Source organism: Bacteroidota bacterium (assembly GCA_016213405.1).
Taxonomy (GTDB): Bacteria; Bacteroidota; Bacteroidia; order Palsa-948; family Palsa-948; genus Palsa-948.
On record JACRAM010000118.1, the window covers coordinates 1 to 25,343 of the forward strand.

Consider the following 25,343-nt stretch of genomic DNA (forward strand, 5'->3'; position numbering starts at 1 on the left):
ACACTCCGATACATTGTGATGCCAGTACCATATCTCCTCGCTCGTGTCTACCATGAAGTAAACATACTCTTTTGCGCTTCGCGCAACGGCATTTCATCCCTGTGGCAAGACCACAGGGAGTTCATGCCGGGGTCATTAAATGGTATTTTTTTTATTGTGATTGAAGGTACGGAAAAATTCCGTATGAAAGATGCTAAGAGAAATTTTATGTTTGCTTGAAGTGACAACCATCACAAAAAAAAATTATATACGTGTTGCCCTTTCTTCTGCCAGCTGCATCTGATACAAATCAAAATAAAAACCTTTCTTATCCATTAACTGATGATGGGTTCCTTCTTCTTTTATTTTGCCATGTTCAAGGGCAATGATGTAGGAAGCGTCTTTCACCGTGGAAACACGATGGCTGATGAAAATAACAGTTTGGAGTTTGGAGTTCTGAGTTTGGGGTTGTTCCCGGTCATTAGTTTCCCTTTGTTTGTTTTTCAATCCTAAATCCTTATTCCCAAATCCTAAATTCTTTCTCCTGAGGTTGCCGAGGATTTCTGCTTCGGTTTCTGTATCCACAGCAGAAAGACAATCGTCAAAAATTAATAGTTGCGGAGAACCGATGATGGCGCGTGCGATGGCGATGCGTTGTTTTTGTCCGCCCGATAAAGTAATTCCACGTTCACCAATCATTGTTTTGAATTGAGCGGGGAAACGAAGGATTTCATTTTCAATTCCGGCATCTTTAGCGGCTTGCTTTACAAGTTCGGAGTTCGGAGTTTGGAGTTCTGAGCTTGGAGTTCGGAGTTCGGAGTTCGAAGTTCGGAGTTCGGAGTTAACACCCGCGCTCAGGGTTTTCTTTCTCCCAACTCCTGACTCCCAACTCCTGACTCCAAAACCAATATTATTCTCAACGGTATCTGAAAACAAAAAAGTATCCTGCGGCACATAGCCGATCTGCCTGCGGAGAAAAGATAAATTCCAATCTTTTATATTTTTTCCATCCACAAGAATTTCTCCTGCCGTAACATCATACAATCTGCAAATCAAACTGGCGACAGAAGATTTGCCGCTTCCTGTTTTTCCGATGATGGCAAGTGATTGTCCGGGTTGAACTTTAAAAGAAATAGTATCAAGAGCTTTTATTCCTGAATCAGGATAGATGAAGGATACATTTTTAAATTCAATGCTGCCAAGAATGGAAGGTTGGAAGGTTGGAAGGTTGGAATTCCATTCTTCCATCCTTCCACTATTCCATTGTATTTCGCATTCTTCCACTATTCCGCTTTTTGTATTTAAGAATTCATTTATCCGTGTTTGCGAAGCTGCTGCTCTCTGCACGAGCGAAGTAACCCAGCCCAGCGATGCAACGGGCCAAGTGAGTTTTCCTACATATATAATGAACTCCGCTATGTTTCCGTAAGATATCTGCCCGTCAATTGCCTGCTTTCCTCCCATGTAAATTGTCATAATAGTGCTGAACCCAATCAGTAAAAAAATAAACGGACTGAACAGGGCTTCTGTCATTATTAATTTCAAATATCTTTTTCTGTAAACTCCGCTTTCATTTGAAAAATGATTTCCGGTCGGGTCTTCCTGCACATACGCTTTTAAAACCCTGATACCTGAAAAAGTTTCCTGCGCGATGGTTGAAAGTGTTGACAACTGCTCCTGAACACTGTTGCTCATTTTGTTTATCCAATCGCTGATGAAGTAAATTGCAACTACAAGAATAGGAAGCGGAAGAAGAACATACATGGTAAGTTTTGCATTCACGCCTGTCATGGTTGCTGAAACAAGAATCAATGTGGCGATGGTGCTGGCAAAATACATGATGGCAGGACCGATATACATTCTCACTCTGCTTACATCCTCGCTGATGCGGTTCATTAAATCACCTGTATTATTTTTTCGGTAGAATGCCATATCAAGAGTCTGGTAATGAGCAAATATTTCGTTCTTTAAATCATATTCTATCAGGCGGGACATGACAATAATTGCCTGCCTCATGAGGAACATTAAAAATCCGCTGATGATGGTTGTTCCGATAATCAGCAATCCATACTTCAGAAGTTCACTTGCTGTATTTTCAAAAGAATAATTTTCAGCCAGCGCATGCGTCATGAAATCAGTTGCCTTGCGGACAAGAATGGCAACATAGATTCCAAAAAAAGTTGAAAGAACAGCAAATAAAATTCCAAGAATCAATCTCCATTTATACTTCCAGAAATATCTGTTAATGTGTTTTAACGATTTCACAAATGTTATTGTTGCATTGCTTTATTGCTTTATTGTTTTATGCATCAGCAATACAACAATATTACAATAAAACAATTTAATTCTTCTTCTTTTTGAGTTTCGTAGCAAATCTCCTATATAATTCTTTCCATGTTTCAAATTCCTCCCTGTAAAAAATTCCGAGTCCCTGCGTGTAGGGTCCTTTCTGATTACTTATTATATCGCCCTCATTCGCTTTGTTAAAAGCTTTTGCCCGGAATTTTCCATTATCCGTAAGTTTATAATCCACATTAATGTCTCCTACTATATTTGCTGTATTCTGGTTCTGATTGGTTGTGTTCGTATTATTCGCCACGCTTCCGTCAATAGTCATTTTATCATTGAACAATTGGGTGGAAAGAGCAAGTTCAACTTCATTTTTATTTACTTCGTCACCAGGGCGGTAATGCACCCCAACATCCACCTGATTGCTGATTTGCGATAACCAATTGCTTAACTGGTTTGAGAGCATTTCTGTAGAGGTTAAAGCAGTTCCTTGTCCAGGACCACCTCCTGATGTTCCCTGGTCGAAATCAGGAGGGTTGGTAAAACTATTAGTAAACATAAGAGAGAACACTTGTTTGTTGATTTCGTATTCACTGTTCTTAAATCTATCATACGCCTGCTGCCTTGTAAAATCATCTACTGTGGGCAGGCGAATATCAAAATTAATATCCGGCTCCAGAAGTTTTCCGCTCAGATTCATTACCAGATCAACCGGATAACGCTTGCGGGTAGCATCGGTTTGTTCGTGCTCATGAAACAAAGGAGTTAACGAAGATCTTAATTCATATACCGCATTCATGTTCAATTCGGCTTGTTCGGGATTACCTGACCATCGTATAACACCACCGTTCTCCAGCCGGAATTTTTTATTGACCACATTTTTCAGGGTGAACAGGTAATCTCCATCCACTACTGAATAATCGCCATACATTTTAAAATCACCAAACTCATTTATTACCATTTCAATATTTCCATTGCCGTTTGCTTTAATAATGTCACCCACTTTTTCATCAAAGATAAGCTGCACCTGCGCATCAGGAGTCGGTTCAAGCTTGAAATCCATGGTAAACCCTGTTGTGTTCACTTTATACTTTGGCGGCTTTGCTTTCTGCAATGTATCGTTCTTCACAAAAGAAATGAAACTGTTTTCGCCAACTTCCTCTGAACCAGAAAGAGGAATGGACAACTGCGTGTACTCATTCTTTCCTAAAATATTTTTTGCCTTATCGGTTTTTACTGTGGCAGAAAGATTGATGTTATCAAAGAAGCCGAATACGTTTATGATTCCGGTAGCAAAAAATTTTCCGTAATAAATTGAATTATCTTTTTCGCTGGTATGCAGGCAAAGAAATTTATTCATCTTCATGTCAAAATCAAGCTGAAAGCTGCGGAAGTTGGTATGAAATATTTTTCCATTCACCACATCGGCAGAATTATCATTGACATCGTAAATCGTAAGATTTGAAAAATCAAACGAGTTTGGCTCTATCAGAATCTCTCCATCAAAATGATAGTTGGTTCCCAGATAATTCACATGTGCGTTATCCACTTTCGGTTTCACGACTCCGGAAAGAAGCGGTTGAGAAGGCGTTCCGTTTATTTTCAGTTCCGCGCTTGCACTTCCTTTTATGTTTTCAAGAGTTCCTTTCAAGAAGGGTTCGAAAAATTCCAAACGGAAATCACGAATGTCTGCATCTGCAAAAATGCTGCTGTCTTTCCTGAATGGGAAATAATCTCCAGATAGTTTTATGTTGCCGGCATCCTCTCTTTGAAATCCTCCGTTAAAGTGTATCATTTCTTTTTTGCTTTCATAAACGCTGACAAGATTTCCATCTCCAATCAGTTCTTTATTCATTTTCAAATTCTTTATGTCAAGGCTGCTTCCAAAAACCGGTTTTTCATAAAGATTGCTGATAGAAGTGTTTCCTGAAATAGTTCCGTAAACTGAAATGCCCGTTCCTTTCAACATGCTGTTGAAATTTGCAAGCGAGAAATTAGAAAGAAGCAGATACATTTGATCTTCTTTCACTTCAGAAATATTTCCTTCAAGGCGCACTTTCTGATTACCACAACTAAAACCAAGATTTCTTACTGCAATAAGAGTTGAGTCCATCACGATTTCATTCTCTGTATTTAAATTCCATGTTGAATCTGCAATGGTGATGAAAGAAGGAAGAAGTTTGAATTTCACTTTTGACTTTTCAGAGAATGAAATAAATCCGGGAATATTTCCAATATATTGCTGAGAAGTATTGTTATTCCAGTTAAGGTTAAAATTCATGGTATCGCGCGCAGCAACAGTGCTGATCAAAATATTATCCACCCACACACTGTCTGCAAGAGCAAGACGCTGACAGAATGTTTTGAAGGAAAGCTGGTTGCCTTCTGACGAACCTTTCATATTAATATTTGTAAACTTATATTTCCGGTAAGAAAAAGCTGGGAAGTTTCCGTCAAAAGAAAAATCATTTTTTCCTTCATCATATTTTCCTGAAAAAGCAGAGGGAGTGCTTATTTCAATATCGGTCATGAATGCAGTAGTAAGGACTTTTGTATTTTTTAGTTGCACTGCAAAAGTGAATTCCTGAATGTGGTCTTTAGAATATTTACTGTTTTTTGTTTCTGTTTCTAAACGGGAAATTTTCGAAGGAAAATAGCTGGCTAAAAAATCATTGAGACAGGTTGCTACTTCTATCGGCTTAAACTTGCCATTAAGCTGCGCATCGGCAATTGAAGATAAAAGATTCATTGTTTTTATTCCGGAATTTTCTTCTATAGAAAGTTGCATATCTTTAAAATCAAAAACTTCTTTTCCATGCAGATAAACCACCTCATTAAGTTTTATTTTTCCAACCACATCATCCATGTTGTTTCCAACCACATTCGCATTAATCTTTGCTGTAATACCAGCATATTCACCTGACTTTAAAAGATTGAGTTTTGACAGATTGGCTTTCGTAATATCAGAAGTAAAATTTATCAGCGTAGGCGATTTGCTGAAATCCATGTCGCCATTAAAATCAAGATGCAGGTTCTCATCATTGACGGCAAGGGTGCCATCAAAAATATTACGAGCAAACTTTCCCTTCAGATTAATGTTCTGATACGTATAGCCGTTTGCTTCCAAACTGTTCACATTTCCTTCAACCAATAAATTCGCTTCTGTTTTCTTCAATCCCTTACCTTCAAGATTGACATTCATAGTGATGTTGCCAATGTACTTTTCACTGTCAAAAAATTTTCCGAGATTAAAATCTTTTGTTGCAAACTTTCCGCGATAACTTGTTTTTCCTGAAGTATCCTGCTTCAACGAAATGTCGGTGGAAATTTGTCCGAGGGCTGTATTAAATTTTCCATAGGAAACAAAATCATTGTAAAACCCGCTGAAGTTCCCTTTGAATTTTATTATTCCGAAGAGAGAAATATTATCGGGGAGCACAATCGAATTATTTTCATTGAAAGGAGGAAGAGGAATCTGTTCAATTCCTTTTTTGGATGTACGCAGTTCCTTTGCGTCAAAACTCATGAAGGTCTGGTTAATGTCGGGCAAACCAGTCATATCAAAATTGCCCATGAAGCTTGTTTCGTCTCCAATCACCAGCAGAATATTTTTTCCTTTCAAATCGCTCACTTTGCCGCTTACATCTCCGTTGAGAAAAACTCTTCTCTTAATTCCATAAAGTTCATCCGAAAAATATGCAATATCTGCCATCTCAATATTTGAACTCTTGAACTGAGCCTTCATTTTCACTTTATTCACAAAATCATTGAAGTCGTCATACGTTTTGTACTTGAAAAAGATACTGGCAATTACCTGAGAATTATTTGTGAATGCTTTGAATTCATCCACTTTCAAATCAACAGGGCTCACACTAGCTTTGGCATAAAACTCTTTAAGGAGAAATCCGCTCTTCTCAAGAAGAGAAAAATTTTCAACAACGCATCGGATAGTATCATCATCAAACTTTATATCAGAAACCTTTCCGATGACTGAACTGACGAGGACATCTGAGAAATTAATTCCTTTCAAATGGCTGGTATCACTTTCTATTTTATATGCAAAACGAATATCATCCAGCGTCAGCCCCCCAATGCCAATATGCCATTTTGTGCTGTCAGTTGGCAGAGTTGTATCTTTAGAAGTAAACTCATCTACAATAAACTGAAAGTTATGGACAGAATCTCCATTATATTTTTTCAATTTCACCGTTGCATTTTGTAAAATCAAATCACTGATAAAAACGGTGCTGCTGTCTCTGTCAAATATTCCGATATCGGCTTTCAGTTTTTCTGCATAGAGCAAAGTATCTTTATGCAAGTCCTCCACATATACTCCTTTCAGAACCAACTTGGTGAAGAATTCAATATCAACTCCATCAATTCTTACTACTGTTCCCCATTTGTTTGAAAAATATCCTGCAATTCTGTTCGTGAGCCATGTCTGAACTCCCGGACTTTGCAAAGAAAAATATGCGCTCACCGGCAAAACAATCAGCACCGCGAGTATGTACAGCAGAATGCGAAAACCTTTTTTGATACCTTTACTTACCATGAATTGTCACGAATATACGAATGATAAAAAGAATGAATGACTATTGGAAACAGTGTTTAACAAACATTAACTTTTTAATAAATTGAGTGGCAAGCCTATCATAATTCTCGGTATTGAATCATCCTGTGATGAAACTTCTGCCTCTGTTACAAGGAATACCAATGTTCTTGCCAACCTGATTGCAAGCCAGAAGATTCATGAGTTGTATGGTGGCGTGGTTCCTGAACTTGCTTCCCGTGCGCATCAGAAAAATATTGTTCCGGTTGTTGAGGAAGCGCTGAAACAAGCCGGAATAAAAAAAGAAGAGATTGATGTGATTGCATTCACCAGAGGCCCCGGTTTGATTGGCTCTTTGCTCGTTGGTTCATCTTTTGCAAAAGCAATGTCGCTTGCATTAAATATTCCTCTGATTGAAGTAAATCACATGCAGGCGCATGTATTAGCTCATTTCATTCGCAAGGAAGATGTAAGAGGGCATGGGGAAAATCCAAAATTTCCTTTTTTATGTTTAACGGTTTCTGGCGGCCACACGCAAATTGTTCTGGCAAAAGATTATCTGGATATGGAAGTGATTGGCGAAACCGTGGATGATGCCGCAGGCGAAGCATTTGACAAGGCAGCAAAAATTCTGGGACTTCCCTACCCTGGCGGTCCGCTGATTGATCAATATGCTCAAGAAGGAAATCCAAATGCATTTAAATTTCCTGAGCCCAAAGCAGAAGGATTAAATTTTTCTTTCAGCGGATTGAAGACAGCCGTTTTATATTTCATTCGTGACAAAGAAAAAGAAAATAAAAATTTCATTCAGGAAAACATGAATGATGTGTGCGCTTCCATTCAGCACACCATCATAAAAATCCTTCTCGATAAATTAATTGCTGCTTCAAAGCAAACTAAAATAAAAGAGATTGCCATAGCTGGCGGAGTATCTGCAAACTCAGGATTAAGAAATGCACTTACCGAAACTGGAAAACAACTTAGCTGGAACACTTACATTCCTCCTTTTGAATACTGCACAGACAACGCGGCAATGATTGCCATTGCAGGTTACTTTAAATATTTGAAAGGAGAATTTGCTGAACAGAGTGTGGCTGCAAGTGCGAGGTATACGTTATGAGTTTGTTCGTTAATTGTTAATTCAGCATTGCTGATAATATATAAGTTCGCTTAATCAAAATAATTCCTACTCAAATGAAATTCTTCATAGACACCGCCAATCTCGAACAAATAAAAGAAGCCCAGGCGCTCGGAGTGCTTGATGGAGTAACTACCAATCCTTCGCTTATGGCAAAAGAGGGAATCAAAGGAGATAAAAATATTCTCAAACATTATGTAGATATCTGCAATGCTGTTACCGGAGATGTGAGCGCAGAAGTTATCGCCACCGATTTTGCCGGCATTATCAAAGAAGGAGAAGCGCTTGCAAAACTTCATAAACAAATTGTGGTGAAAGTGCCGATGATAAAAGACGGAGTGAAAGCGCTCAAACATTTTTCAAATAAAGGAATAAAAACCAACTGCACATTGGTGTTCACCGCAGGTCAGTCACTTCTTGCTGCAAAAGCAGGTGCCACGTATGTTTCGCCTTTCATAGGAAGATTGGATGATGTTGGCTACGATGGAGTTGAACTAATCGCACAAATGCGGTTGATTTACGATAACTATGGATACAAAACACAAATCCTTGCAGCGAGCATACGGCACGTGATGCATATTATCAAATGCGCTGAAGTGGGAGCTGATGTTGCAACCTGTCCGCTCAGCGCAATTCTTGGATTACTCAAACATCCGCTCACAGATAATGGACTTGCACAATTTCTCGCAGACCATAAGAAGGTCAATGGATAATGTATGATGTATGATGGTTAATGGATTTACATCAACCATCAACCCTTAACCATCAAACATTTATGATTTTTACCGACCAGTTAGGAAATACAATTTTTCTTCCAGAAATTCCAAAGAGAATCGTCTCTATTGTCCCCTCACAAACAGAATTACTCTTCGATTTAGGATTGGACGAAGAAATCATCGGCATCACAAAGTATTGCGTTCATCCGCAACACTGGCTCGAAACGAAAATAAATATTGGCGGAACAAAAAAACTGAATCTGGAAAAGATAAAAGAGTTGAAGCCCGATTTAATAATCGGCAATAAGGAAGAGAATGAAAAAAATCAGATTCAGGAGTTGATGAAACAGTATCCCGTATGGATGAGTGACATAAAAAATCTGGAAGAAGCGCTGAAGATGATTGATGAAGTCGGAACGATTACCGGCAAGGAAAAAAGGGCGTTGGAAATTCAGAATAATATTCGCGAACAATTCTCGCATTTCAAACTTGCAACATCTCATCTCACCCGTATCACGAATAAAGTTCTTTATCTAATCTGGAGAAAACCATATATAGTTGCGGGGAAAGACACCTTCATCAGCCATCTTCTTGAAATTTGCGGATTTGAAAATGTAATTTCAAAATCAAGATATCCTGAAATCTCCTATGAGGAAATTCAGAAATTGAATCCGAATTTAATTTTTCTTTCTTCCGAACCCTATCCGTTCAGGAAAAAACACGTAACTGAATTCCAAACTCATTTCCAACAAGCAAAAGTTGTGCTCGTAGATGGGGAAATGTTTTCATGGTATGGTTCACGCCTGCTGTATGCTCCCTCCTACTTTGAACGTCTGCTGAAAAATCTTTAGTGGCCTCTCCCCGTCCCTCTCCAAAGGAGAGGGAGACAAAACAAATTATACAATACGGCAATAACCATTTTCAGCATACGTTATTTGTATATTCGCACAGTCTTTTATCCCCATTAAGTTGAGCCAAATAAAAAAAATATTATTCATCACACTATTATTCTCCCTTCCCTTTGGGAAGGGTTGGGGATGGGCGCTTGCCCAAAAGGTCGGTGTAGTTCTCAGCGGTGGAGGCGCGAGCGGACTTGCGCACATCGGAGTTCTGAAAGCGCTGGAAGAAAATAATATTCCCATTGATTATATCAGCGGAACCTCTATTGGCGCATTTGTCGGAGCCATGTATGCAATTGGCTATACCCCAAAACAGATGGAAGAGTATGTTCAGACGGATGATTTCAACAATCAGGTTTATGGCAACGTTGATAAAAAATATGTTTACTACTTCAAAAAGAAAGACGATAATGCTTCATGGATTTCGCTGAAGTTAGCGCTTGACACAACTTTTGAAACAAATCTTCCGACCAATATTGTAAATCCTGCCACGATAGATTTTGCGTTGATGGAAGGATTTGCTTCTTCTGCAGCTGCTGCCAACTATAATTTCGATTCTCTTTTCATTCCTTTCCAGTGTGTGGCTGCTGATATTGAATCAAAAAGCACTGTCGTTTTTCAAAGCGGAGATTTAGCAGAAGCAGTGCGCGCATCTCTTTCTTACCCTTTTTATTTAAAACCAATCAAAGTGGATGGAAAACTTCTTTTTGACGGAGGTATTTATAATAATTTTCCTTCAGACATCATGTATAAGCATTGTTTTCCTGACATTATCATAGGAAGCAATGTTTCCGGAACCGTTGTTTCCCCAGATGAAGATAACCTGCTCTCTCAGTTAAGAGCGATGCTCATCAACCGCGCCACGTTTGATATGCAATGCGAAAACGGAATTCTCATCGAGCCCGTGGTGAACTCTTCCACCTTTGATTTTGGAAATCCAAAAGCGGAGATTGACAGCGGCTATGCAGCAACCATGAGGCAAATTGAATTAATTAAAAAAAGGATTGAAAGAAGAACAAATCCAACTGAACTCACTGAAAAGAGAAAATCGTTCGCTGCAAAAAAACCTCCATTGGTTTTTGGCGATATAAATATTCAAGGGCTGAAAAAGAGGCAGGCAAATTATGTGAGAAACGTTTTGCGCAAACGCGGAAAAACAATACCGCTGAATAAATTCAAACCTGCTTATTTCCGGCTGGTGGAAGATGATAAGATCAAACAGATTTATCCGAAGGCAAAATTCAATCCGCAGAACGGAAATTATGACCTTCTATTAAAAGTAAAAAAGGAAAAAGATATTGTAGCCGAAATGGGTGGCAATGTTTCCAACCGCCCTATCTCTGAAGTGTTTGCCGGTTTTGAATATAAATATCTGGGCAACATCGGAATACGACTGATGGGAAACGGATACTTTGGAAAACTTTATACTTCTGCTCAAACAAGCGCACGGTTTGATTTCCCGTTCAACGTTCCTTTTTACATAGAGCCGGAACTTGCTTTCAACCGTTGGGATTTTTACAAAAGCAGCAATTTATTTTTTGAAGATGTGAAGCCCGCTTACCTTATTCAGAAAGATCAGCACGCCTACCTGAATATTGCCATGCCGGTAACCAACAAAGACAAATTAATTCTGGGAGGAGGAATTGCCTCTACAAAAGATGAATACTATCAATTAGAATTCTTTACACAAAAAGACACTCCTGATGTTACCAATTTTGATATGGTTACAGCACATCTTTTGTTTGAACGAAATACGCTGAACAGAAAACAATATGCTACGCAGGGAACTTACCTTGGATTCAAAACCCGGTTTATGCAGGGTGAAGAATATACTGCTCCTGGCTCTACTTCCAATCTATTGCCTTCCCGGAAAATTCATGAATGGGTTCAATTGAAATTAATCTGGGATAAATACTACAAGCAAAGAGGAACATTAAGAATGGGAATTTATTTTGAAGGGAATTATTCCAACCAGACATTCTTCAATAACTATACGGCAAGTATTCTTGCTTCTCCGGTCTTTCAGCCACTGGCAGAAAGCAAAACATTGTTCCAGAAGAATTTCCGTGCGCATACCTATGCTGCGTTTGGATTAAAAAACATTATTACTATTAAGAACCGGTTTGATTTGCGAATTGAGGCATATGCTTACCAACCGTATCAGGAAATTGATCCGGCAACCAATAAATATTCTACCCCTTTCCTCCGAAGATATTTCATAGGAACCGCTGCTCTTGTTGGACATACTCCCATCGGACCCATCAGTTTCAGCGTAAATTATTATCACGAAGAAGTGCAACCGTTTACTTTTCTTTTTCACTTCGGATATATTATATTCAACAAAAAATCTACTGATTGAATGGTACGGATAACGAATAAAAACGAATCTACGAATGAGCGCTTTGGCTGTTATTCGTAAATTCGAAAAGATTAGTTATCCGAACAACATTATGAAAATTGTTTTAGAAAATATCGGCAAACGCTTTAACAGGGAATGGATATTCAGGAATGTGAGTTATGAATTTTTTTCACGAAATAAATATTCCATTCTGGGAACAAACGGGACGGGCAAATCAACTTTGCTGCAAATAATTGCAGGAAGCTTGAGCCAGAGCGAAGGAGAAATTAAGTCAGAAGTCAGAAGTCAGAAGTCAGAAGTGAACAACCAACAGCAAGAGTTTCTTTTCAAAAATATTTCATATGCTGCTCCTTATTTGGAATTACCCGAAGAAATGACATGGAAAGAAGCAGTGAAGTTTCAGGGGAAGTTTAAAAGATTTCTTACGAGTGACGAGGGACAAGGGACGAGGGACGAGGAAGAGAAAATAATTGAACTTTCAGGATTACAATCATCGGCAGAAAAACAAATCAGAAATTTTTCTTCGGGGATGAAACAACGGGCAAAACTTGCGCTGGCAATTTTATCTGACACGCCTCTGCTTCTGCTGGATGAGCCGACCACTAATCTGGATGAAAGCGGGGTGAAGTGGTATCAGGATTTGATTGCTCAGTATGCAAAAGAAAAATTGGTAATCGTCTGCTCGAATTACAACAAGGAGGAATATTCTTTTTGTGATAAGGAATTGGTTCTTAAAAGTTATTAGTCCTCATGCCGGCTGAGGTGGCGGTGGCGTTAGAAGCGGAAGCGAGAAGGTGAGGGTTTTTGTTTGCCCCAAGCCGATGGAAATATTGTCTTGCTGAACGGGTGTGTGGTTGGGTGAGGTGACGAGGATTGAATAGATGCCTTTGCGGAATTCTTTGAGTTCGGTATTTCCGCTGGCATCGGTGAAGGCAACTTTAGCCGTGTTTACCGCCTGAACTTTTGCGCCTTCGATGGGAGCGGGCTGGGTGGTTCTGGGTGTTGCGGTTTGTTCGAGGACGAGGATTTTGAAGGTGGTGGAGTGCTTGGGCGGGTCAATTATTTCGCGGGAGTTTTTGTAGGTGGAGACGAAATCGGGATTGGCATTGGACTGTGCAACTACTAAGCTATCTAACTGGCGTTCGAGAAAGAGCAGGTGTTTTTTAATTACGTCATCAATATTTTGGGTATAGGTTTGACGGTTATTTATGGCTCCGCCTGTGAGGGGAACGATGGCTGTGTAATCGTTGATGGAGGCGAGTAGTTCGCCCAGCATGGCGGCAGTGAGACCGAAGGGAATGAGTGTGGCTGCGTTTGCGTTACTGATGTTATACATATTTTGCGCTATGGGAGCGGCAAGTCCGTCTAGAGTTTCTCTGATTTTAGATATTGAAATGTTGAGGGCTTGAAAGATTTCATCGTTGCCGAGTTTTGCCGCCCATGCTCTGCCGGGACCGGAATAGTTGAAGGCAAAGGTTGCCATTACTTTTTTGAGGTCTTTTTTATCTATGGCTATTCCGTTGATGACCTGCGCCTGAAGGGAGGCGAGACCTGAGAGGGTGGCGATGACAGTTTGATTTGTGTTGAAGCCATTTTGTAATTCGGGGATGGTGGCGATGAATGTGGAATTGTCGGTTCCTACTTTTGCTACAGTTCCAAACATGTTGAAACGGGCTTCTTGTTGTGAGTTCATGTCAGTTGGTTTTTTATTGTTTTGTGCAGATAAAACAATAACAATGCCATTATGATTGTGTTGAAAGTTTTCGTTAGGATTGAACAGACACTCATAGCCTTTTGATAAGGTTAGATTTCTTATAGTTGAGTATGGATTATAATAAGTTTAGAACAGATTGCAAATAGTTAAGAATAGATTGCAATAAGTTGAAGATAGTTTTCTTATAGTTTAGGATAGACTGCCATAAGTTGATATGAGATTGTCATAAGTTTAAAACAGATTGCAAATAGTTAAGAATAGATTGCAATAAGTTGTCCGAAGGACTCCTTTCGGAGAAGATAGATTGCTTATAGTTGAGCATAGATTGTAATAAGTTTAAGATAGATTGCCATAAGTTAATGATAGATTGCTATAAGTTGTCCGAAGGACTCCTTTCGGAGAGGTGAGATTGCCTGCAAACCTTAAAAATTGCATTATTTCATCGAAGTATGAAAAGGAAAAGCCCGACAATTTTTTGCCGGGCTTTTGTTTTGCCTGTTGCTTTACCCCCTCTCCATCTCTCCCCCAATGGGGAGAGTGTTTATTTTGTCTTAATCATTGTTTTTGTATCGAGGGTTTTTCCGTTCAGGAGCATGGTGTAGGTATATGTTCCGCTTGGCAAGTCGTTGGTGTCAATGCCGATGATGCCGTAGCCTGCTGTAAGAATTTTTTCCTGCATGGTTCTGCCGAGCATGTCGGTGAAGATGATAGAAGCCCCACCCGACCTCATCCCCGACCCTTCTCCTGCAGGAGAAGGGAGAAATTCGGGAAGGTAGTAGGGGATTTCGGCATAACCGGAATTAGGATTTGGTCGGGCATCTCCTAAAACGGGTGCATCGGGAAGAGAAAGTGTAATGGTTGATTGGTTGAATGGTTGATTGGTTGTTTTTACATTTGTGCTGCAGCATTCGCTGACGATTGACTTCAAACTGCCCACTGCCGACTGCAAACTTTGTATTGTTTGCTGCTGTTCTTTCATTCCTTGAATAAGAATAGGAATCAGGGCAGTGTAATTGAGTCCTTTGTAATTTGTTGGTGGAACTACTATGTTTCCCAATGAATCTTTTACCGCAGGATAAATATTATTACTTACAATATCGGACAAAACGGATTCTACTTCCTGACCAATAAGTCCATATTGTTTGCCCAATGGTAAATTCATATACGGATAGTTTACAGTATTAAAATTATAGCTATGCGGTTTTAGTTGCGTAATAATTGCAAGGGCGTTTGCAATAGAATCAATATTTATTTTAATTGCTGCATCGGACATCAAGACACCCGTTGCGGTTGAAAATGCAGTGCCGCTGATAGTTAGAATATATGAAGAGGACACAGGGTCTACTCCAATGCCCACTTTACCATCATCTCTCACATAGAAAAGCGGATTTTGCCATGCATTATCAACTTTCAAAGCATATGTGTTTGAGGCAGGATTGCCTGTTCCTCTAATGTGAGTTCTGGTGTCAGCGGCAGGTCCTGTTCCGATTCCAAATCCAAGCGTGTTGCCTACATTGACAGCGCTTGAATACGCAGTAGATAAAAGTATCGGATAAACGCCATTATCCCATATTTTTATTGAGCCAGTACCGTTAATTTCATGCCCAATAGTTACCAGCCAATCAGATGTGTTTGCAGGAGATCCGTTTTTCACAAACGCCACACTGCCAGCATAATCTAATCCAAAAGTTGCATTATGTGCAGTTCCTCCTGTCAATTGCCCTCCCATAAAATAATTACCATTAGAAGTTACTTGAAATTTAGAAAGTGGTGTTGTAGTGCCTATTCCCACATTGGTTCCGTTATCAAAAATCTGGCTCTTGCATATTTCTTTCGGAGAAGTATTTGTCCATTTAGTAACAAAATTCAGATCAGCAGCAGAAAGTGAAGTGCAGGCAACTACATCTCCACTACCTCCGACTCCTCCGCCATCATTTACTAAGATCACATTGCCTGTTCCGTCAACGCTTAAATATTTAGTTGCTGTAGTAACCGGAGTAAAAGCAGATGTAAGTTGCGTGAACTTTAGTCCGCTGGCATTGACGCTGACGGCATTAATTTCAAGCGGAGCGGTTGGAGCGGTGATGCCGATGCCCACTTTTGTATCGGCTATTGCGCCATTGATTCCATTAATGCTGCCGAGCACTAAGGAGTTATCCTGCGTTACGTAGGCATTGGAACCTATGGCAGCAGCATTATTAATAATATAGGTGGAATTAGCATTTGCTCCAATAATAACATTATCGTTTCCGCGGGTGGTATAAGCGGCATTAAAGCCAATATAAATATTTCTATCATCCGCAGCGAACACCCCGCTGTTATACCCTGCGCTGCCGCTCCCGAGAATAACATTATCATTCCCGAATTTATTATTTACTCCGGCATTATAGCCACAAAAAGTATTATACGTTCCTGTTGACGGAGGCACATTGTTTGCTCCGGCACCGGGTCCGACAAAAATATTTGTAGGAATTCCGTAATTAGCAAGTACAATAGCGGTATCAATATGATACCCCGACACAGCGGGCAGGGCAACATTTTTTACATTCACCGAGCCGTTCACATCTAATTGAACTAATGGGTTGGCTGTGCCAATGCCTACATTGCCATTGGATGCAAGAATACGCATGCGCTCTAAGGCAATGCCTTGTGCGTTGAGTGTGCCTGTGTGAAAGGTCATATCGCCACCTGTGGCTTGAATAGAAAAATTATTTCTATCTACCACAACGGGATTAAAGCCCCAGTTGAAGATCATTCCTCTTGCATTGCCGCCATTGAACATTCTCCATGCAGTGATAAAATTAACAGCGGTGCTGGCTGGGCAATCGGTGCGGAAGACTTCGCCTCGGGTGAAATTGGGATCAATTGGAGTTAAATTTGTATTAACGTGTAGTGCTGCAAGTGGACGATTTGCAACAGTAAATTGTCCAATACCTACACTAGTAATATTAACTGTGCGGTAATCTGGAAAAAGCGCCAGATTCCATTGTGCAAAAGTGAATTTGCTGCTGAGGCAAAATATTGCAACTGCAATATTCATTGCCAGTCTGATTGTGTTCTTCATAATTATTGGTTTTTAATTGTTAATAATTAGTTTTTGAGAATATACATTAGTTGAAGTTTCTATTTTAATTATGTAAATACCATTGGAAATGTCAGAAATACTTATTCCATCGAAGGAAGAATAATTGATTTGTTCTGCTATCAAGGTTCCAAGTAAGTTATAAATCTTTAGTGTAATATTTGTGGAATAAGAAATAGCACTGTATAAAAATATTGTTTGACTTGCCGGATTGGGATAAATGAAAAATGGCAGCGAATTTGTATTTTCAAAAATTCCAATTATAGAATCGCAATTCGCAGCAGTAAGCGTGGAATCATAAAAATAATCATCAATAAAATTAGGAATTCCTAATTCACACTCTTTGCCTTCCAATGAAATAACTTTTGATAAAACATCCGAAAGATAACCATATTTATTGGGTTGATTTATTATGCTAATAGAGTCTTGCCAAAGAGTGGCAATATATATTTTTCTATCTGGTCCAATTGATAATTGACCATAATCTTCTAAACTATCAGGATTATTAATAATAACATTCCATGTGTTACTAATTGATACAGAATCATTATTCCCCGTCAAACAAAATTGAGAAATATAATTGCTACCAAAAGTAAAATATAACTTTGAGTTGTCAGGAGAAAAACAAGGGTAGAATCCACAATACAAGGTATATAAGCCAATTCTATTACTTACCAAACCAGTATTATTATCAAAATCATATAATTCGTTTAAACAAGTAATGCCATTTATACTATATGAAGCTAATTTTTTACCATTAGGAGAAATTTTTATTGCTGCCGTTAAATCAGTATAGGGTACTCCTATTGAAGAAATCATTGGTGTAATATTTAATCCTGTACTATCAAGTTTATAAGATAAAAAATTGCTTGTGTTGTATTCGTGGGTTAATATCCACACACTTTTTCCATCAGCACCTTTTGTGGCTGCAACACATTCCATGCTTGGAGCAAACAATAAATTATTTTTAGAAATCACATCTCCTAACCCAGAATTTAGTTTTATGTTTATTATAGTATATCTGAATCCATCAGCACCATTATTATTCCAACAATCATTTGTGAAAATGTAAAATAAAGAATCATTTTCTGGATGAGGAACAATTAAAGCCGCTTGAGCAGTACTTCCATAATTTCCGCATCCCATCAAGCCAGTACCATTGGGCATTGACTGGTGGTTTTTATTCCAAACTGTATCGCCATCGGTATAAAATAAAAGATTGCCTGCGGTATCAGATATTACAGTGCATCCTTCGTAAGTATGCAACTTGCCATTTGTATCTGCAACAGCTGTTCCGCTGCTAAAATCTATTCCTGCACCATTTCCAAAATACCAATGGTAAGTACGTTTTATATCGGGGTTTTGAGAAAAGCAAAAGGGAGAAGAGGCGAGGAAAACTACGAGCAGGTATTTTTTGAGAGTAGACATTGCATAAATGATAGAACAAACGTAGGTAATAATTATGTGACTGCGAAATTATTTCGGATATATTTTCAGGCGCATGGTTGCCCCTTCCCTTTGTCCCTTCTCCCAAGACATCCCCCCTTAATCCCTCTTCAAACATCCCCCGCCACTTCGTGTGCGCCCCCTTTATTAAGGGGGAGAGTTTGCGCGAACGATTGCAGTGGAAATCCTTTGCGCGTTCTCGATACGCCTTCGGCTACTCGAACTGACAATGCGCAAAGATTGGAACGGAAAGCGTGACCCGAGGACATTCCCCGTTTAACAACAACCCCCTGTGTCCCCCTCCCGCTAAAGACGGGATGAAACATTTGCTGAGGGGGAATTCCGAGGGGCGCGCCCACATTCTTATTTTAATATTTCACAAGTTTTGACGAATAACTCCTTCCTTCTGCTTTTACACTCAACACATAAACTCCACGCGGCAAAAAAGATAAATTCAGGTTTCCTTGTTTAGAATTCAGCGTTGTTTGAAAAACCTTTTCTCCCAAAAGATTGTCTATTTGTAAACTTTGAATATTAGAATGTGTTCCTTGAACTAAAAATGAAATGTTTGTTTGAAACGGATTAGGGTAAACATTAAATATTTCCAGCGAAGAAGAGGCATTATCAAAAACTCCAAGAGCATTATTTGCTGCACAGAAATCAGAAATGCCATAGCCAAGCAATGAATCGGGGTTGTTGTATTGGCTTGCTGTCTGTTCAATAGCGTTAAAGAGTTGCATGTTGGTTGCTGTGGGATGCGCCTGCCATAAACAGGCAACCACTCCGGCAGTGATAGGACCAGAAAAAGATGTTCCGCTTAAATAAGTAATTCCGGTTGCAAGATCAGACACCACCGCATCTTGTCCCTGCGCGGCTACATTGGGTTTCACTCTGCCGTCAAAGGACGGACCTGTAGAACTAAAGCCGGCATAATTCTTCAATGAATCTACTGCGCCCACTGCAAGCACGCTGTCGGCATCAGCAGGAGCGCCAATAAAATGCCATGCAGACCAGCCGGAATTTCCAGCGCTGCAAACGGCAAACATTCCTTTGCTCACCGCCATGTCAGTGCCGATAGATATTCGCGCAGTGTTTCCATCCATATCGGCATAGGTATGATTTTGCGTGGTGTCATCAAATTCTGTATAGCCAAGCGAAGTAGATAAAACATCTGCGCCAACGCTATCAGCATACTCAGCACCTGAAACCCAGTTGTCTTCTTCAATCACATATTCGGTTGCTGCCTGCTCAGTGCGAAAGAGCCAGTAGTTGGCTTTCGGAGCGGTGCCGACAATTTGCCCGGGAAGATTTCCGCCTAATGTAGAAAGCACCCACGAGCCATGCGGATGCGCATCGTAGACCATTGTATCATTGTCCACAAAATCCCATGTGCCAAGAATCTGATTGTTCAGACGGAGAGAATCAAAAACAGAAAGAGAATCTGCTTTGTAAAACCCGGCATCAAGAATTGCAATGACCATTCCTTCTCCGTGAAATCCCTGGTTATGCAGGCAAACTCCGCCAATCATATTAATCTGGTTGTAAGAAGGTCCATAATTGTATTGTGCAGGTATTGGATTTCCATTTTTAAGTGTTGAAGTAAAGGGAGAAGGATTTTCTTCAATTCCAAATTTCCTGCCATAACGCTGAACCGGTTTTGTGTTCAAAACGAACGAAAAATTGTTTATCGTGTTGAGCGCATTTGTATCAGCCGTATAAATAGTAATGGCGTTAAACCACTTTGAGCGGTTGATTAGAGTTACGTTGGGAACGGCTGTAACACTGTTAATGTAAGAAGGGGTTATAGGCAAATCATTCTGAACAACAGCAATTCCCTGATTGATCCTGCGCTGAATAGATCTGGCAGAAAGAAATGCTGATGGGTTGGAAGTTGTATAAGGCGTTCCGATTTTATCTGTAAACTGAATCCAGTATTTGGTGTACTGGGAAAATAAGTCAGAAGTAAAAAGGCAGAAGACAAGAGATAAAAATAAAAAAGCATAAAGCTTGCTGCGGGTAATTTTATTTTCCATATGAAATTATTTTTTGAATGTATTTATAGCCGACTGTATCATCAAAAGGAGGATTATCATTTGCATCGTGCTGCTGAAGACTCAAACTATCTTTCTGCTTGTAGATCAAACCAACATTGCGAGCAAATTTTTCTTTCTCCACCTGAAATTTCACAAGATTAATTTCCTCGAATTGTTTAATCACAGCAACAGAATCAAAATAAATATTGTTAATCGTAAGAGGGTTATCTGCAGATTCTATTTCGTAATCTCTTTCTCCTAAAATATTATAAACATTTCCATTCCACAGTTTTCCCTCACGAACAGGGAAAATAAGTTTCAGATACGTGATGTTTTCTTCTTTTTTCTCAAGAGTTGTTTGCGTTTTATTTGCTGTCCAAACTCTCGGTGCCGACCAGTTCATTGCATCATACGGAACAGTTGGATTATAGTATTTATAGTAACGTTCGATTCTCAATGTAGGTCTTCCGGAATTATCAGGAGCGATTGCAGTAATCTTTTCCATTAACTGGTAATGAATTGTAGTATCAAAGTTATTCTTGTCATGCCACATAGAATCCACCAGATAAATTACATACCTGCCAATTTCTTCGGGGAAATAATTGTAACCAAAATTTACCGGCTCATCAACCGGTTTGTCTTTTTTGCAGGAAAAAATTATTGCACTAACCAAAACTAAAAAAAGAAATATGTTCGTATTTTTTTTCATTCAATTGCTTTTTCAATAATTCCTCCTCCGACTACATCTTCTCCATCATAAAAAACTGCCGACTGACCGGGAGCAATGGCTGAAATTTTTTCATGAAAGAAGACTTCTACCGAATCATTTTCCACCTGATTGGCTGTGCTCATCTTTCCGGAATCTTTATGGCGGATTCTCGTGAGTGCTTGAAAATTTTCAGGCAGACGGTCATACTTAATCAAATTTATTTTTTTTACTGTCATCTTCTGTTCTTTCACATCTTCAATAGTACCTAAAGTAACTGTATTTGTATCAGGATTTATTTTTGTAACATACATGGGCTCTCCAACAGCAATCTCCAAGCCTTTTCGCTGTCCGATAGTATAAAACGGATATCCTTTGTGTTTTCCGACAACTGTTCCATCAGCAAAAATAAAATCACCTTCACCGGCTCTTCTGTCAATGTCTGCAACTTTTCTTCTTAAAAACCCGCGGTAGTCGTTATCGGGAATGAAGCAAATTTCATAACTCTCGCTTTTATTAGCCAGTTCCGGAAAACCTTTTTCAATCGCAATTTTTCTGACATCTTTCTTTGTAAGATTTGCCAGCGGGAAAATGGTTCTCTTCAAACTTTCCTGAGATAATCCCCAAAGAACATACGACTGATCTTTTGTATCATCTAATCCTTTTGACAAAATATATCTTCCATGTTCATAGCGGGTACGGGCATAGTGCCCAGTCGCAATAAATTCGCAATTCAATTGATCAGCTCGTCTGAGAAGCGCATCCCATTTAATATAGGTGTTGCAAAGCACGCAGGGATTTGGTGTTCTGCCAGCCAGATATTCTTCTACAAAATTATTAATGATGGATTCGCCAAATTCTTCTCTCAAATCCAAAACATAATGCGGAAATCCATAAGTAACAGATATTGTTCTTGCGTCATTGATTGAATCGAGACTGCAACAGCCGGTTTCTTTTTTTGAACCACCGGCAGAAGCATAGTCCCATGTTTTCATTGTGATACCAATCACTTCATATCCCTGCTCGTGAAGAAAAAGCGCAGCCATGGAGCTATCAATTCCTCCGCTCATTGCAACCAACACTCTGCCCTTTTTCATTCTTCCCGCTTTTTCTTTTTTTCTTTTTCTTCTTGAATCATTTGCTTTTTGATCTCATCAATTGATTTATAATTTTCTTCTTTAATCACATTGCCATTTTCGTCCCATTCCATCCTTTTTCCAGTAGGATGACTGAGGTAATAATTAGTTTCATTTTTTTTCTTTCCATCTGAATAATATTCCGTGCACATTCCATTAATATAGCCAACAAAAAATGTTGAATCTTTTTCCAGTTTTCCTTTCTCATCAAAATACGTCCACTTATTATTCTTTTTCCCTTGCTTGTATTCTCCTTTCAGTTTTGGAGTGCCGTCTTTTTCATACCACTCTGCGTAATATCCGTACAAATCACCAAGATTATAATTTTCTACAAGTTCAACCTGACCTTTGTTATTGTATTGCACCCATTTTCCATGCTTTAGTGAATGCTGATACATTCCAGTCATGGCGATTTTTCCTCCGGGAAAATAAAACTTAACTTCTCCTTCAAGAAATCCTGTATTGTAAACTCCTTCTTCCTGCACACTGCCATCCTCATAATATTTTTTGAATGCTCCATGCTGAACACTATCCTTCCAATTTTTTTCTTCAATTACTATTCCTTGCGGACTGTAATTTTTTTCTACTCCGTTCTTTTTTCCATTCATATATGTTTCTTCCGAAATCAAGGCATTAGGTGCATTATAGAATTTCCAGATACTGTCTCGTTTTTCATTAACGTATTTTCCTTCAGCCATTAATATGCCCTCAGGGAAGTAATGTTTTGTTCTGCAGACACTGCTATTTTCAGAAAACATCATGTCAGACTTTAATTCTCCGGTATCATAATAATATTTGAATTCGCCAACCGGTTTGTCGTCTTTGAAGGTTCCCTCATAAATGGGCCTGCCATTTGCATCTTTTTTTATCCACTTACCTTGCTTTTTTCCTTTAGCATCCATTTGGTTAAGAGATGGCTGAGAAAAAATATTGCTTGAGCAAGCCAGACAAACTATAGATAAAAAAATTATTCGAAACATATTAAACGAAGATACGAAGAAAAGGGAGATTGTTTTGTTTTTACCTATAACGATTTACTGAACTCTATTATTGCATTTGCCAAATTACTCCACGATAATTGATTTTTCAGCAATTTTATTTCGTCCTGGAATTTAGATTTCAAATTCTGCAAGAAATAATTTTTAATCGCCTCTGCAATTAGCATTGAATCAGGCAAGTCAATAATTATGCCTGTCTTATTATGGTAGATGGTTTCTTTCAATCCGCCAATATTTGTTGCGATAAGCGGTAATTCAAAATGATAGGCGATAGAAGTTATGCCGCTTTGCGTGGCCGATTTGTAGGGCAGGACACAAACATCCGCTGCAGAAAAAAATAAGGGCACTTCACTATTTGCAATATAGCGGGCGTGCAGAGAAACTTTTTTTTGAATTCCAAGTTTTTCTATCTGCTGATTATATTTTTCAAACGAACCATACACTTCCCCGGCAATCAGAAGCACATATTCATCGCTGAGTTTAGAAACGGCATCAATCAGAAGGTCAAGCCCTTTGTAATCGCGGATGAATCCAAAAAAGAGAATAATTTTCTTCTCCAAAGGAATATTTAATTTTCTTTTTGCTTCATCCTGATTTTGTTTTTCTCCATAATGATTATATATCGGGTGAGGTTGTGTGATAAATTTTGCTTTAGGGTAAATTGATAACAAATCATTTTCTGACTTTTTATTCAGCAATATAAACGCATCATTATGTTTTAAAAAATATTTTGTGAGAGTAGAATCAAAAAATCTTTTTTCATGGGGAATCACGTTGTGCAAAATCGAAATGACTTTCTTTCCTTTTTTCCTCACGTGACGGGCTACGCAACCGAGCGAAGGAGCAAAAAACGGCATCCAGTAACTCATCAACGACAGATCGGAATTATACCTGATAATTTCATTGGCTGTTTTAGAATAAGTAAAAGGATTAATGCTGTCCAGAATAAATTCCGTTTGAACAGACCTTTGAGATTCATCTTTTAAAACATATTGCGATGAACCTGGGAAAAATAATCCGGGGTATTGTCTTTTAAATGAAAAAGTTTTGACTTCATTCTTTTCCTGCAAACCGGCAAGCAATGAATCGCTGAACTGGGCAATTCCACCTCGGAATGGATAAAAAGGAGAAAGAAAAGCAATCTTCATTAAATGACGAATGACGAATGACAAATGATGAATAAAACAGCCGAAATCATTTTACAAGATTTTTGATTGAAGAGAATATAGTTTCAACAGATATATCTTTCATACAATGCCTTTCGCGCTTGCAGGAGTTTCCATAATAGCAATCACATCCAGAAGTCGGCTCTATAATTACTCCGTTGTTATACAAATAAAATTCGTGCCTGTTGAAAATATTATTGAAAAGAATAAGCGGCTTCTTCAAACTAATCGCTATGTGCATCATCATGGAAACAGCAGTGAGAATACAATCGCAAACAGATGAAAGAGCAATAAATTCATGCAAAGAAAAAGTGCCGGGGTAAAAAGCTCCAGTTGAAGCAGTATATTTTTTATTCATCACATCTTCATCGGGTCCACCAAGCAAAAGAGGAAAATAATTTTCTGATTGTAATTTTTTAATTAGCTCGATCCAGTACTCTTCGGGCCAGAGGCGGGTTTGCCAGCGTTTGCCACAGCCGGTATTAAGTCCGATAATTTTTTTCTTTCCGGCTTTCTCTTTTATATATTTGAATTTCTCTGCAAGTTTAGAATCAAAATTCAAAAGATACGGTTCATTACTGAACTTCATATCGCAGATTTCAAAAATTTCTTCCAGGTAATTTTTTGTGTTTTCCTTTGAAATGTTATCAAATGCACCCGTGATGAGTTTATGCTCTGCATCGGGTGTTGCAATTGAAGTATGATTGTTATTCCAGATGAAGCCAAACTTTCTTTTAGCATTCACGTTCTGTAAAAGCATGCAGGATTCCTTATCTTTATCGAGGTTTACAGCAATATCATATTCAGTATTCTCAATTTTATATACAGAAGCAAAATCAAAACGGTAAATTTCATCTATCCAGTCTTTCGGTAAAATTTCAGGTGTGTGGGTAATCCATGTAATGTGCGGAGATGGAAAATCTTTTTTGAAGCGGACAAGCAAAGGCGTGGAGCGTATCACATCTCCAATCGCTCCGAGTTTGATAATCAGAATCCGTGTTTCTATTTTTTCATACTCGTCACAGGAAGAACAAATTTTATCTCGCAACTTATTGGGAATGCAGGGAATTTCTCCTTTAAAATGTCTGCAGTCAAATTTTATTTCGGATAACTTCATAGACACGAATTACTCT

Annotated in this window: 16 protein-coding genes; 5 read left to right on the top strand and 11 right to left on the bottom strand. The window is 38.8% G+C overall.

What is annotated here, in order from left to right; all coding sequences use genetic code 11:
- Positions 1-243: 243 nt before the first annotated feature.
- A complete protein-coding gene (locus HY841_14615) occupies positions 244-2,244 on the bottom strand; it encodes an ABC transporter ATP-binding protein (protein ID MBI4931989.1) in 2,001 nt (666 codons plus the stop codon).
- Positions 2,245-2,320: 76 nt separating this feature from the next.
- Positions 2,321-6,820: a translocation/assembly module TamB domain-containing protein gene (locus HY841_14620; GenBank protein MBI4931990.1), complete on the bottom strand. Its 4,500-nt coding sequence runs from the start codon at positions 6,818-6,820 to the stop codon at positions 2,321-2,323.
- A gap of 82 nt (positions 6,821-6,902) precedes the next feature.
- Between HY841_14620 and tsaD the strand changes: the two genes are divergently transcribed.
- The 5 genes from tsaD (at position 6,903) to HY841_14645 (ending at position 12,674) form a co-directional block, all read left to right on the top strand.
- Positions 6,903-7,937: a tRNA (adenosine(37)-N6)-threonylcarbamoyltransferase complex transferase subunit TsaD gene (tsaD, locus tag HY841_14625; protein ID MBI4931991.1), complete on the top strand. Its 1,035-nt coding sequence runs from the start codon at positions 6,903-6,905 to the stop codon at positions 7,935-7,937.
- A gap of 74 nt (positions 7,938-8,011) precedes the next feature.
- Positions 8,012-8,668 (top strand): fructose-6-phosphate aldolase, encoded by a 657-nt coding sequence (gene fsa, locus HY841_14630; GenBank protein ID MBI4931992.1) that lies wholly within the window; start codon positions 8,012-8,014, stop codon positions 8,666-8,668.
- Between the two features lie 62 nt (positions 8,669-8,730).
- Positions 8,731-9,522 (top strand): ABC transporter substrate-binding protein, encoded by a 792-nt coding sequence (locus tag HY841_14635; GenBank protein ID MBI4931993.1) that lies wholly within the window; start codon positions 8,731-8,733, stop codon positions 9,520-9,522.
- 118 nt (positions 9,523-9,640) lie between these two features.
- Entirely contained in the window at positions 9,641-11,929 is a 2,289-nt protein-coding gene (locus HY841_14640) for a patatin-like phospholipase family protein (protein MBI4931994.1), read from the top strand.
- A 91-nt stretch (positions 11,930-12,020) separates the two neighbouring features.
- Complete coding sequence (locus HY841_14645) at positions 12,021-12,674, top strand: ABC transporter ATP-binding protein (protein ID MBI4931995.1); 654 nt, start codon at positions 12,021-12,023, stop codon at positions 12,672-12,674.
- 3 nt (positions 12,675-12,677) lie between these two features.
- Here the strand turns inward: HY841_14645 and HY841_14650 are convergent, their stop codons facing one another.
- The 9 genes from HY841_14650 to HY841_14690 form a co-directional block, all read right to left on the bottom strand.
- A complete protein-coding gene (locus HY841_14650) occupies positions 12,678-13,622 on the bottom strand; it encodes a carboxypeptidase regulatory-like domain-containing protein (GenBank protein ID MBI4931996.1) in 945 nt (314 codons plus the stop codon).
- A gap of 562 nt (positions 13,623-14,184) precedes the next feature.
- Positions 14,185-16,707, bottom strand: a complete 2,523-nt coding sequence (locus tag HY841_14655) for a tail fiber domain-containing protein (GenBank protein MBI4931997.1) — start codon at positions 16,705-16,707, stop codon at positions 14,185-14,187.
- A 12-nt stretch (positions 16,708-16,719) separates the two neighbouring features.
- Complete coding sequence (locus tag HY841_14660; protein ID MBI4931998.1) at positions 16,720-18,153, bottom strand: T9SS type A sorting domain-containing protein; 1,434 nt, start codon at positions 18,151-18,153, stop codon at positions 16,720-16,722.
- A 386-nt stretch (positions 18,154-18,539) separates the two neighbouring features.
- Positions 18,540-20,204: a S8 family serine peptidase gene (locus HY841_14665; protein MBI4931999.1), complete on the bottom strand. Its 1,665-nt coding sequence runs from the start codon at positions 20,202-20,204 to the stop codon at positions 18,540-18,542.
- Positions 20,194-20,913 carry a hypothetical protein gene (locus tag HY841_14670; GenBank protein MBI4932000.1) on the bottom strand — a complete coding sequence of 240 codons (720 nt, stop codon included), beginning with the start codon at positions 20,911-20,913 and terminating at the stop codon, positions 20,194-20,196. The genes HY841_14665 and HY841_14670 overlap by 11 nt, the downstream gene beginning before the upstream one ends.
- Entirely contained in the window at positions 20,910-22,007 is a 1,098-nt protein-coding gene (gene mnmA / locus HY841_14675; protein MBI4932001.1) for a tRNA 2-thiouridine(34) synthase MnmA, read from the bottom strand. Before mnmA ends, HY841_14670 begins: the two co-directional genes overlap by 4 nt.
- Positions 22,004-23,026, bottom strand: a complete 1,023-nt coding sequence (locus HY841_14680; GenBank protein ID MBI4932002.1) for a toxin-antitoxin system YwqK family antitoxin — start codon at positions 23,024-23,026, stop codon at positions 22,004-22,006. Before HY841_14680 ends, mnmA begins: the two co-directional genes overlap by 4 nt.
- 44 nt (positions 23,027-23,070) lie before the next feature.
- Positions 23,071-24,192 carry a glycosyltransferase gene (locus HY841_14685; GenBank protein ID MBI4932003.1) on the bottom strand — a complete coding sequence of 374 codons (1,122 nt, stop codon included), beginning with the start codon at positions 24,190-24,192 and terminating at the stop codon, positions 23,071-23,073.
- A gap of 46 nt (positions 24,193-24,238) precedes the next feature.
- A complete protein-coding gene (locus tag HY841_14690; GenBank protein ID MBI4932004.1) occupies positions 24,239-25,327 on the bottom strand; it encodes a glycosyltransferase family 9 protein in 1,089 nt (362 codons plus the stop codon).
- Between the last annotated feature and the right edge of the window lie 16 nt (positions 25,328-25,343).